Below are 12,556 nucleotides of genomic sequence, written 5' to 3'. Positions count from 1 at the left end.
AATTCATTTAGGTTGATGAAGGCTACCAGTAGGTGGTTTGTACCAGGTTGTTGTTAACGATCAGATCATTATCCTTTATAGGCCAGAAATAGTTTTTTAGCCCGAAAACCGGCGTTAACACGGTATGCAGCCTGTAATAGTTGCCGGCTTCGGATTCATATATATTCCAGCCCTGTAGCGGTACACTCAATACGCCCTGAATCTCTTTCCAGCGGCGAAGGTCCCATCCGCTTTGCGCCTCAAAACACAACTCAATGCGGCGCTCGCGATGTATGATGTCACGTAAACCTTCTTTAGTTGTTGGTTTGCCGGGATTTTTTGAATAGGTTGACCATGATTCCAACACACCTTTTAAACCAGCCCTTGTTCTTACTTTGTCAATGTAATTGTATACATCGGCAGTTGGGCCGTTTGCCTCGTTCAGGGTTTCGGCATATAAAAGATATAAGCCAGCCAGCCTCATTAGTGGCAGGTGAAATTCAATAGGTTGAAAGCCATCATCATAAACTGAAAGATAATTAGCCAGCTTTTTAGGCCAGTAACCGGTAATGTTAAGGGTGTTCAGGTCTTTTGGGCCTGCCAGTGATCCCGAACCGCGTGCTTCAACATGGTAAGCCTGGTCCTGGTTGTAAATGCCGTTACCATACCAGATGCTGCCATCAAAAGCGATATTAGCATAAAAGCGGCTTTCGCGGTCATAATGCTCATTGATAGTTGTATATCCTTGAGCTATATAGTATTTATCGGCGTCGCCTGCTGTTTTCAGGGCGAAACGGTTGGCATAATCATAATCTTTATCCTCTGTTAACGGTACGCCGTTAGCAGTATAAAAAAGCTCCTGCGTTGAAATCGGAACAGCGAATGTTGACGGGTTTGAGAAGATATTAACGGCCGATTTTGGCGTTAACCTTGGTGTTGCATAGCCCTGGCATGGGAAGGTAGGGTTTAATGCCCAGATCAGTTCGGGGTTTACATCCCATTTTTCGGTAACCGCGTTTTGGATGGTTAGCTCGTTACGCAACTGATCTGAAAGGGAACCAACTGTAGGTGGTGCGACAAAGGTGTAAAGTTTAAGCCCGTTGGCTTCGCAGGCATCAATGGCAGCTTTACAGGCATCGGCGGCACGTTTCCATTTTTGCGGGTCGGCAGTACTTGAAAATAAAGGCTGGCCATCTTTGTTTTTCATGCTGGCGTAGTCCGGGTTGCCGTTGAAAAGGGGACTGGCCTGAGTGGCTAACATTTCGGCTTTAATTGATAAAGCGGTTAGCTGGGTAATGCGGCCAAGCTCTTTTGCCTGGTTGGTGATAACCGGCGGCAAATCTGGAATAGCCTCATCCAGTAATTGCACGCAATAGTTAAATACCGAATCAACCGGCGAGCGTTTTACCCTAACCTCTTCGGTGCTGGCTGTTATATCAATATTGGTTTTTACCAGTGGTACCGGCCCATACAAGCGGCACAGGTAATAATGGTAATATGCTTTAAGGAACTTTACCTCGGCAATCCATCTTGCTTTTTCAGATGGTGAAAGGTCAACAGGCTTGTCGATGTTTTCAAGCATGATGTTACACCTGCGGATAGAACGGAACAGCGCCTGTCCGCCATTTTCGCCATCCCACCAGTTTACACCGGGCCTTGCGCTGTTTTGTGTACCCCGGATAAGGCTAAAGCCATTTTCATTAAGCGGGTGATTGGTGAGGTTGTTGGGATAAATGATCTCCGATGATGTGGTGAAGCCGATATTTGATGTAGGATCAGAAAACTGCTGTAAAGTTGCATAGCAGGTAAACAGGTAGTTTTCGGCCTCATTACGGTTCCTGAACGCGTACTCAAGGGTGCCGGTATTATCTGGCGTAACATCAAGATATTTTTTACATGATGCGCCCGAAACCAGGAGCCCTACCAGTAATAAAATTTTATAATATTGTTTCATAATACTAAGTATTGATCAGTAAAAAATTATAGGTTAACGTTTATGCCTAAGTTGAACACCTTTTGTATTGGGTAGGCAAAACCATTACCACCAAGCTCAGGGTCCCAAAGTTTAAAGGCGCTCCAGGTATACAGGTTTAAGCCGTTAAAGTAAATGCGGCATTTGGTTACGTTTAAGCGTTTTAAAATGGACGGTGGCAATGAGTAACCTATCTCCACCGATTTAAGTCTGAGGAAACTACCATCGCGCATCCACCACGTACTGTTTTGACGGTTGTTTTCGATCTGGTTCCCGGTTACACCTAACCTTGGATAGGTTGCATATAAATCCTGGTTTTCTTCGCTCCAGTGACTATCAGCAAATGCTTTGATCAGCTGGGTATTGCCATATATGTACGGATCGGGGCTTTGAATGAATGGGCTGGTACGGCTTGGATCGATAAAGAACGATACACGCGCCTGGCCCTGGAAAAAGCAGGAAACATCAAAGTTTTTGATCCCGGCTGATAAGCCGTAGCCATATACAATTTCGGGCACTGTTGGATAGCCGATAAAGGCTTGGTCTTTATCGTCAATTTTGCCATCCCCGTTTAAGTCGCGGTATTTGATATCACCGCCGGCCGGAGGGACGCCGTTGAGCGAAAAAATCTGTGAAGGGGAGTTCCTGGCTTCGTTATCGTCTACGAATAAGCGTTCGGCAATATAGCCGTATTGCCTGTTTATTTCCTGGCCTTTATGGTAACGGTAAGCTTCTTTATACTGGGGCTCTTCATAGTTACCGTATTTACTGCTGGCCAGGGTAAAGTTGCCGCGGCCCTGTAGCCAAACATCTTTATTAATAGCCGCCTTATAATCCATTTGCAGGTCGATACCTTTAGTATCTGCCGTGCCAATGTTGGCAGTAACATTAGGAGTTCCATATTGGTTAAGTGCTTCAAGTCCCAATGTAGTAGGGAGCGAACTACGTGTTTGAAGAATATTATAACGGTGATATTTATAAACTTCGGCTACTACATTGAGGTTTTTAAACATGGTGAACTCCAGGCCAAGGTTTAGCTGGCGCGAGGTTTCCCAGGTTACGTTAGGATTTTCGTAATTCCTGATGTATACACCGTTGCGTGAGTACCCATTGTAAGTACCGAACGATGCAGGATTGCCACCATTAAGGTCAACATCCGACAGGAAGAAGAAACGTTGTGAGCCAATAGCATCATTACCTACCAAGCCGTAGCTGGCCCTTACCTTCATGCGGGAGATAACATCATAAAGTCCAGATCCCCAGAATTTTTCGTCGGATACGATCCATGAACCGCCAATGGTTGGGAAGAAACCAAACCTGTGGCTGGCCGAAAAGCGCTCGGTACCGTTATAACCAAAGTTAAATTCCAGGAAATAGCGGCTTTTAAATGAATAAGTAGCACGGCCTGCAAGGGTTAAGTTGCGGTAAGGCAACGAATACTGCAAAGTAGGGTAGTTTAATACCGGGTCTTTTGCTGCCGAATAAACCGTTTGCTGACGCGTGCCAATCAATGATGCGCTCAGGTTATGACTGCCAAAGGCATGATTGTAATCCAACACGCCTTGAAAATAGATGTACGTATTTAGATTATCAGTGCTTGGGTCGCGGTAATAGCTCAAATACTCGGTGGCTACGTTATTGCCGGTTGGCTGTGGGTTAAGCCAGGTTAAGGTGTACTGGTTAGTAGCTTTATCATAAGTATTCACATTATAGTAAAATGGCGAATACCCCATTTGCGACTGAAAGTATGAATACCTGTTGGTATGAAATAAGCCATGAAAGTTAAGCCCGTCGGTTATGAAATTCAGTTTCTGATTTAACTCCAACTGGGCAGATAACCTTGATTCTGAATAATTTTTATGGCCACGTAGCAATGCAGCATATGGGTTGTTGTATGCAATGGCGTTTGATGCTGAGCCTGCGTTGGCAGGTGCTGCGTTACCAAACAGTATGTGCTTAACATTGCGGTTGGCCGAATCGGCAGGGAAATATGCCGGGAACAATACAGGGCTGGTATGCACGGCAACATTATAAAGATCTGTCGAGAATGAAGCGTCGGCGGTAAGAGGCCCGTTATACTCATTGAACGAACCTGCAAGCCTTACAATAAGCTCGGTACTTTTACTTAAGTTAATGTTAACATTTGAGCGCAGCTGGTAATTTTCAAACTTTACGTTGTTGTTATTATTATTGGCAATATCCTGCCTCAGGATCCCGTGGTCAACATTATATGAGCCTGATACATAGTAACGGGCCACATCGCCGCCGCCGCTTACGCTCATATCTGCACGTTGCGTAGCTGTGCGTTTTTTGAAAAGCATATCCAGCCAATCGACAGCGGGATAAACATACTTGTTGCTGCCTGCGTCGCCGCGTATGGTGGCCTCTGTATTTAATATTTTATTTTGTGAGAAAGGGAGCGGACTTAACGGATCGCGGGTGATGGTAGCTTCGTTAAACAACCTCATGTAGGTGATTGGGTCGGCAAGCTGCAGTGTTTTGGCAGATTGTGATATGGAATTTTCCACACGCGCGTTGATCTTGGCCTTACCAACCTTACCTTCTTTGGTGCTTACCAAAATTACACCGTTGGCACCGCGGGCTCCGTAAAGCGCGGTGGCACTCGCGTCTTTCAGGATCGAGAAGCTGGCGATATCGTCAACCTGTAAGCGGGCAAGGTCGGTTGTAGAAAGCTCAACATTATCTATCAAAATAAGTGGGTCTTTTTTATAGCCGAAGGTGGTTACACCGCGGATAAAGAAGCTGGAATTATCCTGCCCGGGTTGGCCGCTTGGCTGAAACGCGATGATCCCCGCCACCTGGCCGGCAAGTGCATTGGTTAAGTTACTGGCGGGTATTTTCAGATCGGCCGGTTTAACGGTTGTTACCGAACCTACTACGGCTTCTTTTCGTTCTTTTTTGCCGTAGGCCAATACCACAACTTCTTCGAGGCCGCGTTTGGACTCTTTAAGCTCAATATTTACTACCAGCTTACCGGCTGAAACGGTGAAGGTTTGATCAATAAAAGTTACGTACGATACTTTAAGGATAGTACCGGGCTCGGCATCTATTACAAACTTGCCGTTAATGTCGGTAGTAGTGCCCAGGTTTTTGCGGTTGATAGCCACAATGTTGGCGCCTGCAATTTTACCGCCCAGTGTGTCGGTCACGAGGCCGGTAATGGTTACTTTACTTTGCGCGTGTGTAAATTGCGCTGAGCAAATAAAGCTCAGCAATAATAATACAAAGCAATAAAAACCCGGTGCAGACTTATGAGACCGTCTAAGCTCCCGCCGGGTTTTGATCCGTAGGTAAAATTCTTTCATAAAATTGGTTTGATAATGGTTTTTTGTTTTTGAGATTTGGTTGATGGGTTTATTTGTTTTAAGTGCCATTTAAATGCGCAGATGGTAAAAGGTTTTTCCAGTGGTAAAAGGTTTAATCATTTTTTAAATATGTTAAGTTGACAATTAAAAGTTTTGAGCTGCGTTTACAGCGTATTGCTGTTTTTTAAAAAAATTAATTGGTTAAGAAATAGAGTACCTGGCACGTGTTCCCCTTGCTGTTTTTATTCTTATCGGTGTCAATTTTCAGGCTGAGCGTGTGCTGGCCTTTTTTGAGGTCGGTACTAAAGGTTACATACCAGGGCAGATAAATCCATGAACTGAACTCTGTGTACAGGTCCATCGTTTTCTCGGTGCTTCCGTCAATGCTGTAGTTGATAATACCTGCATCCGGTCCGGATACAATGGCCATCCCAATAGCCGTGCCGGTAAAGGGCAATGTTAATGATGAGCCTGGTTTGGTAGCGATAAGCATCGGTTTGTGTACAAAGCCAGGGCGGGTGCTCAGGTTATTGTTTGGTGCCCAATCGGGGTTGATGGCCCAGCCGTTTAAATTTTTTGCATTTTGAATGCTGTAATAGCGGCCATTGTTGAGGTTAAGCGCGTTAAGCGGTTTGGGTAATGGATTGGCTTTAATAGCAGCAATCTGCTGTTTGTCAAAACATGAATTAAGCAGGCTTTTTATGGTTGCGAAATAAAGCTCCTGCCCGTAAATGGCCGGGTGGAGGTCTTTAAAATCATATTGCCATGAAAATTCCTGGTTATTAAGTTTATCAGTAACTTCTTTGGCCAGGTTAATGGACGGCAAGCCGTAATGTTCTGCAATTAATTCATGATTTTTGATTTGCAGCGGGGTTTTGCCATTGTTGTAATCCCTGATCTTATCCGGATCAACAAATGACATCATGACGATGTCCATCAGCGGATTTGCTTTTTTTGCATGCCTTACGATGCCTTCCAGTGCACGTACCTCGGTAAGGCTGTCCAGTCCGTTCACGTTATCGTTTACTGCGGCTTCAACAAACATCAAATCAACCTTGCCCGAATCAAGTACGTCCCGCTGTAAGCGGAAGGCATGCGGTACACTACCCAACGAGGGAATCCCCGCCTGTATAAAATGAAAACTGGTTAAAGGAAAGCGTTCGATAAGGTAGCGGCTTATCTTTTCGCGCCAACCGGGGTTATAGGTAATTGATCCGCCTAAAAAAGCTACTGTAGCTTTCTTGCCTGCACTGAATACACTGAGACTGTTGACCAAGCCGCTACGGGTTATAAAGTAATCGGTATATGGCAGCACTTTTTTTACCGGATAACTGTAGCCCATGATCATATCAGCCCAGCGTTCAGGATGTTCAATAGGGAAGTGGTGCCCGTTCAACTCCTGCGGACCGGCAGTTACCGGGTATATCATCATCGGCCCGCCTAACGCGTTATAGCGTTGAGCAAGGATATTGGTGTTTTCGGCATTAGGTACCAACTTGTCGTTTATACCTATGATGTGCATAACGGGTACTTTAAAAGCAGCAAGGCCATCAAGGTTATCAATAGGATTGTCTTTGTAATCAAGCGCTTGTTGTTCGGTAATGTGATACACCTGTTGCAGCTGTTTCCACAGAGCGGCATCGCCCGGGGCACTTAGTTTACCTCCCGGCCAGCTTTGAATATTGCAAACAGGGGCTTCATTATAAATGCAACTAATTTTATCAGGATTGCGTTTGGCCCAGCCATATACATATAAACCGCCACGACTAACGCCTTCAAGGGCAACTTTGGCAGCGAAAGCTTGTTTAGTTGTTAAATACTGATAAAAAGCATCCCAAACCTGCAAAGCATAAGGGCTGCCATATTGATCATCAACATTCACGAAAGCGACATGAAAGCCTTTGGTTAGCAGGATGCTGTCGATATCGGTATGCCAATCAGGAAATGAAGCCCGCCAAACCCATGGATTACCTTCGAGCGCCTTTTCAGGTTTTACATAGTAGGCTTTGTGAGCGCCTATGGTAATATTGACACGTTCAAAACCTTTCCAGCTATCATTAGCTGTATGTTGAATAGTATATAAGGCAGGGGCATTGCCTGTGTCGTCAATTTGTTGGTTTTGAGCTAAGACAGTACCAGCTGTGAACCCCAATAATAGCGTAATTAGTAAAGCTTTAATCATTCAATTTTGGATATAAAAATTCCACTTCAAAAACTTCGTCCTTTTTTGGGATTGCTGTTTCTGATTAAAAATGTTTTGTAAACTTTTAGTAGCTGGCGTTTATAATCAGGGTAAAAATATGGAGGGTATTAACAATAAATTGCACTTAAATTGATTTGTTTCGATACTATTTTGACATCGATTTTTTGATTTCGGGCAAAAAGTGACTTGCTGAAACAATTTAGTTGTATTAAGTGTAGTTTTCACAACAAAATAATATTGAAATGCAAAAAGTTGTGCAATATGGCATTGGTTGCTTTTAGTTCATGGTTCATTGATGATGGTTCATGGCAGCATCAAGAGGGGTGAAGGTTCAGAAACTTACGAAGTTTTTAAAACTTCGTAAGTTTGGTAAAAGTTAATGTCCAATTACTGTTAACAGAGGTTCTTCCGGCTCATCGGAATAAAGCTTGTTTTTTACAACATAACCCTTCAGTCCGTAATATAATACGTATACATAGCACACCAGCGGCGCAATGAATGCCATCCTGATGCCTGAATGGTCTGATATCAAGCCCATTATTGGCGGGATAACAGCACCGCCTACCACTCCCATAATAAGTAATGACGAAGCAACCTTTGTATAATCGCCTATATTTTTGATGCTGAGCGTAAATATGATAGGATACATCACGGAGGTAAACAGTCCTACTATTGACAGCGAGATTATGGATACATAACCACCCGTAAGTACCGATACCAATACCAGCGTAAACGCACCTATGCTGCATAGGGTAAGCACTTTATTGGGTTTAATCTGCTTAAGTAAAAACGCCCCCAGCAAGCGCCCGGCTAAAACCAACGCCATGTAAAGCGTGATAAACAGGGCCGATTTTTGCTCGGTAATACCTGTAATATTTAAGGACTTTGTATACCTAATGATAAAACTCACCACGCCAACTTCGGCACCCAAATAGGCAAAAACTGCTAATACGCCCAGCATAGTATGCTTGAATTTAAATACTCCCGATAGTTTTTGACGGTTGTTACCTTCATGCATAACCGGTAATTTCAAAAAATAAAGTACCACGCAAAGGGCAATAAATAGCGCAGCCAGTGTCAGATAGGGTGGGATAACCAAATGCGCCTCGTTGTTTAAAAACGCCTTTAGTTGTTCGGGGCTAAAGGATTGGATAAGCTTTGCAGGGATATCCTTTTCGTGCAATAAAAATTTAGAACCGATGAAGGGCCCTATTGTAGCGCCCATGGAACCAACTGCAGCCGCCAGGCTTAACCGGCTGGATGCATGATCCGGGTCGCCAAGTTTTGAAATATAGGGAGTAGCCGTAACCTCCAGTATGGCAAAGCCTGATGCCATGGTAAACAATGCCAGCAGGAACACAGGATAATACCTGGTGGTTGCTGCCGGATAAAATATGGCGGCGCCAATAGCCGCCAAAATCAAACCGGTAAGCATCCCTGCTCTGTAACCCATTTTTTCGATAAAGCGACCGGCAGGCAAAGCCATCAAAAAATAAGCGCCAAAAAATGCCGACTGGATCAGCGACGATTGCAGATCAGTTAGCTGGCAGGCCCGTTTCAGATGGGGGATGAGTACATCATTAATATTGCGGCTCAAATTCCAGAAAAACATCAGGCTCATTACTATCAGCAGCGGAGCCAGGTATTTTGATGCGTTACTGTTGGTTTTGTTCATGGTTAAGATCTTGTTTTATCGTCTGTATCCAAGTTCGGCGCCGCCGCTTACAGGCATAATGCAGCCGGTTACAAACCGCGCAGCGTCCGAAAGCAGGAAAACTGCGGCATCTGCTACTACATCGCCCTCTGGGCAGTAACCTAATGCATGGATATCGTTTAAGTATTTTTCTATCGATCCGGGATCGGGCTGTTCGGCAGCCCATTGTTTAAGCAATGGTGTCCATACGCCGGCAGGCGAAACAGCATTTACCCTGATGCCATATCGCGCATAATCAAGCGCCATTGACTTGGTTAGGGCATTGATGCCGCCTTTGGTTGCGGTATAAGCAGCATGGAGGCTTTGACCTATATCGCCCGCCATGCTGCTGGTGTTTAAAATGCAGCCTTTTGAAACTTTGAGCAGATCAATACCATATTTGGTTGTCCAATACAGGCTTTTAAGATTGATATTCATCAGCACATCCCATTCATCCTCTTCGGTTTCGTCAACCGGTTTTGAGGGATGGGCTATAGCGGCATTGTTATGAATAGCATCAAGCCTGCCGTAGTGTTTCCGTATGGCATCGAAAGCAGCCTTTACATCAGCCGCCTTTGATACATCACCGGCAATACCTTCATTGTTACCACCAAAATGGTCGAGTGCTTTATAAAGGGCGCGTTCATTTATATCCATTATAAAAATGGTTGCTCCCTCACGGATATAGGCTTCGGCGCAGGCCAGGCCAATGCCCGATGCGCCTCCGGTAATAAATATTACTTTGTTTAATAACTGGTTCATTTTGGGTTTTTAGGTGGTTATCAGGTCGCTGCTGTTGCCTGCTTCGGCAGGCACGGCATAATACCCCCCGCTAATATTGGCCGGATTTTTAAAGTATTTGGCCAAATGCGGTATGTGTTCCAAAAATAAATTTTCGTGACCAATAGCCACATGGTTAAACAGCACTAAGTGCTGATGGATCTGCCCCATGTCGCCAACGTGCGGCACTACCGGTATGTTGAATTTTTTTGCCAGCAGGCTTATCGTCAAAAATTCGGATACACCGCCAACCCGCACGCAATCAACCTGGCAAAAATCCATGGCGCCGGCCTGCAAAAAGTTTTTAAATATGATTTTATTAGGGATATGCTCGCCCGCAGCGATTTTAAGGGGCGCAATTTCTTTAGCTAATGTTTGATGCGCCAAGACATCATCGGGGTGAGTGGGTTCCTCTATCCAGTAAGGGTTTATGCTGCTCAGTTCTTTACAAATGGAGATGGCCTGAGGCAGGTTCCATTTTTGGTTGGCATCCAGCATAATAGTTGTTTTATCACCGGCTTCGGCCCTAACCAGCTTTGCCCTGCGGATATCACGTTGCGGATCATTTGAACCAACTTTTAACTTCATGGCGGTAAATCCTCGGTCAATGGCGCGGGCTACGTTCTCTTTGATCTTCTCGTCAGAATAGTTAAACCAGCCTACTGATGTATCGTAAGCCTTATAACCTGTTTGTAAAACACCATTGCGTAATGTTCGGCCTGTAAAATTGCCCTTTAAAATGTTTTCTGCTTCTTCAACAGTCAATACATCTTCAAGGTAGTTTAGATCGAGCGTTGCCACCAGTTCTTTTGGGCTTAAATCAAGCAAAAGTTTCCAGAGCGGTACCTGGCGACTCTTGGCCCAAAGATCGAAGCATGCATTTACTATAGCTGCAAGGGCTAATTGCATAACGCCTTTGTGCGGACCCAACCAGCGGTAGGTGGGCGAATCCAGTATCGAACGGTAAACCGAACCAAAATCGGCCATAAGTTCTTCAATCTCACGTCCTTTAAGTGTTCCGGAAAGATATTGTATGGCTTTGCATACCAGGTCATTACCGGCACCGAGGGTGAAAGCTAAACCTATGCCTTTTACACCGCTATCGGTATGCAGCTCGCAAACGGCGTAAGCATACTGTGTTGAATCGTTTACTGCATCAGAGCCGGCGCCATTGCCTAAATTAAAACGCTTGTCGGTAACTTCAATTTTATTGATGTACATGTAGGTAAATATATTTTTGCAAATAGTTTCAGGCCGTTCTATGCCGAAAAGCCGTAATGAAATCTTGTTCCTTGTGTTTATAAATCGGTTTATTATACCTTTCCGGATAAGGTATGATGCTGTAAAATTAGCGCGGTTTGATTTTTTACTTTCATTTTAATTGGCAACTTTCGATAGTATTTTTGCTTATATTTAGCTTTTCTCTTCATGTTTTGTTAAAATGAAACCAATTTTAGCCGTATTGTCTGACGGGGTACAGTCAGAAGACCTGTTTGTTGCCAGGGAAGTAAAGCTTCCTTTTTTCTCAAGTGAGTTCCATTTTCATGAAGAATGCCAGTTGGTACACATTGTAAAAGGCTCGGGCAAGCGCATCATCGGCGATCTGGTTGATTATTTTGAAAGCGGGGAGCTTATTTTTCTTGGTTCAAATATTCCGCATGTTTGGCATAATACCCAGGAACAACCCAACGAGGATGACCCTGAATATTATGCGCATTCATTATCTATTCACTTCAATCCGTCAAAATTGCTCATGAATCTTTCAGCATTTGGTAACATACGCAAAGTGGAGTCGTTTTTAAGTAAGGCGCAAAGAGGGATGGAGCTAAAGGGTAAAAGCCGTGATATGGTAATAAAACTGATGTACCAGATAGTACAGCAGGAAGGGTTGCAAAGGATCATCACCCTGCTCGAGATCCTAAATATCATGAGTGCAGACCCGGAGCATAACCTGCTGGCCAGTATCAACTATATCAACTATTATCAATACCATGACAGTAAGCGTATGGACCAGGTGTTTAAGTATATTTTTGACAATTTCAGGGAGGATATTTCACTAAATACCATTGCCGATGTGGCTAACATGAACACATTTGCCTTTTGCCGTTTTTTTAAGGCGCGTACCCAAAAGTCGTTTACCCAGTTTGTAAATGAAACAAGAATTGGTTATGCCTGCAAACTGCTAAGTAATAAAGATAACAGTATTACAGATATAGCCTATGAGTGCGGTTTTAATAATGTATCAAACTTTAACCGCTTTTTTAAAGTGATTAAAAAGGTAAGCCCGCGTCAGTACCGGAACCAGATTTTGTCTTAATATATGACGATTACTTACCGTCGAAGTGAGCTTTCGCTGCAAGGTGACTTACTTTATTAAAAATGTTCCTCACCTTACCTTTATAATGAAGCCGGCGGAGGCTCGGTTATGCACTTCTGCATCCGGCAGATCCCATCTTGTATTGATGGTAGTAACAATTCAATTACAAATCCATTCCTGCTAAAAATAAAAGTGTAATTAATACACAGTGAGTTTTTTAAATAGTAATATTGTGTTAGCCAATTGTTGAACAGCCTTTTTAGCGATACTGCATTTCATATTTTTT

General features: G+C 43.9%; 7 protein-coding genes. 1 reads left to right on the top strand and 6 read right to left on the bottom strand.

Annotation, left to right across the window (positions count from 1 at the left end; all coding sequences use genetic code 11):
- Window positions 1-22: 22 nt before the first annotated feature.
- The 6 genes from ABID99_RS15965 to ABID99_RS15940 all read right to left on the bottom strand — a co-directional run bounded on the left by ABID99_RS15965 (window position 23) and on the right by ABID99_RS15940 (window position 11,174).
- Window positions 23-1,933, bottom strand: a complete 1,911-nt coding sequence (locus ABID99_RS15965) for a RagB/SusD family nutrient uptake outer membrane protein (protein ID WP_373614329.1) — start codon at window positions 1,931-1,933, stop codon at window positions 23-25.
- A 26-nt stretch (window positions 1,934-1,959) separates the two neighbouring features.
- Window positions 1,960-5,277, bottom strand: a complete 3,318-nt coding sequence (locus ABID99_RS15960; RefSeq protein WP_373614328.1) for a SusC/RagA family TonB-linked outer membrane protein — start codon at window positions 5,275-5,277, stop codon at window positions 1,960-1,962.
- A gap of 193 nt (window positions 5,278-5,470) precedes the next feature.
- The gene (locus tag ABID99_RS15955) at window positions 5,471-7,459 is read right to left on the bottom strand and encodes a GDSL-type esterase/lipase family protein (protein ID WP_373614327.1); all 1,989 of its coding nucleotides are present in this window, start codon (window positions 7,457-7,459) and stop codon (window positions 5,471-5,473) included.
- Window positions 7,460-7,856: 397 nt separating this feature from the next.
- On the bottom strand, window positions 7,857-9,155 hold the full coding sequence (fucP, locus tag ABID99_RS15950; RefSeq protein ID WP_373614326.1) for an L-fucose:H+ symporter permease: 1,299 nt from the start codon (window positions 9,153-9,155) through the stop codon (window positions 7,857-7,859).
- A gap of 15 nt (window positions 9,156-9,170) precedes the next feature.
- The gene (locus tag ABID99_RS15945) at window positions 9,171-9,935 is read right to left on the bottom strand and encodes an SDR family NAD(P)-dependent oxidoreductase (protein WP_373614325.1); all 765 of its coding nucleotides are present in this window, start codon (window positions 9,933-9,935) and stop codon (window positions 9,171-9,173) included.
- Window positions 9,936-9,944: 9 nt separating this feature from the next.
- Window positions 9,945-11,174, bottom strand: coding sequence for an enolase C-terminal domain-like protein (locus ABID99_RS15940; protein WP_373614324.1), 1,230 nt, complete (start codon window positions 11,172-11,174; stop codon window positions 9,945-9,947).
- 220 nt (window positions 11,175-11,394) lie between these two features.
- Here ABID99_RS15940 and ABID99_RS15935 point away from each other — a divergent pair, with 220 nt between their 5' ends.
- Window positions 11,395-12,270 (top strand): AraC family transcriptional regulator, encoded by an 876-nt coding sequence (locus tag ABID99_RS15935; RefSeq protein ID WP_373614323.1) that lies wholly within the window; start codon window positions 11,395-11,397, stop codon window positions 12,268-12,270.
- The last annotated feature ends 286 nt before the right edge of the window (window positions 12,271-12,556 follow it).

Origin of the sequence: Mucilaginibacter sp. OAE612 (assembly GCF_041806395.1) — a bacterium.
GTDB lineage: Bacteria > Bacteroidota > Bacteroidia > Sphingobacteriales > Sphingobacteriaceae > Mucilaginibacter > Mucilaginibacter rubeus.
This window is presented reverse-complemented; position numbering and strand designations above follow the sequence as displayed.

What these genes read in the sequence shown, in the direction of transcription:
- ABID99_RS15965 (WP_373614329.1), bottom strand. Translation starts at nt 1,933, where the DNA reads ATGAAACAATATTATAAAATTTTATTACTGGTAGGGCTCCTGGTTTCG.
- ABID99_RS15960 (WP_373614328.1), bottom strand. Translation starts at nt 5,277, where the DNA reads ATGAAAGAATTTTACCTACGGATCAAAACCCGGCGGGAGCTTAGACGG.
- ABID99_RS15955 (WP_373614327.1), bottom strand. Translation starts at nt 7,459, where the DNA reads ATGATTAAAGCTTTACTAATTACGCTATTATTGGGGTTCACAGCTGGT.
- fucP (WP_373614326.1), bottom strand. Translation starts at nt 9,155, where the DNA reads ATGAACAAAACCAACAGTAACGCATCAAAATACCTGGCTCCGCTGCTG.
- ABID99_RS15945 (WP_373614325.1), bottom strand. Translation starts at nt 9,935, where the DNA reads ATGAACCAGTTATTAAACAAAGTAATATTTATTACCGGAGGCGCATCG.
- ABID99_RS15940 (WP_373614324.1), bottom strand. Translation starts at nt 11,174, where the DNA reads ATGTACATCAATAAAATTGAAGTTACCGACAAGCGTTTTAATTTAGGC.
- ABID99_RS15935 (WP_373614323.1), top strand. Translation starts at nt 11,395, where the DNA reads ATGAAACCAATTTTAGCCGTATTGTCTGACGGGGTACAGTCAGAAGAC.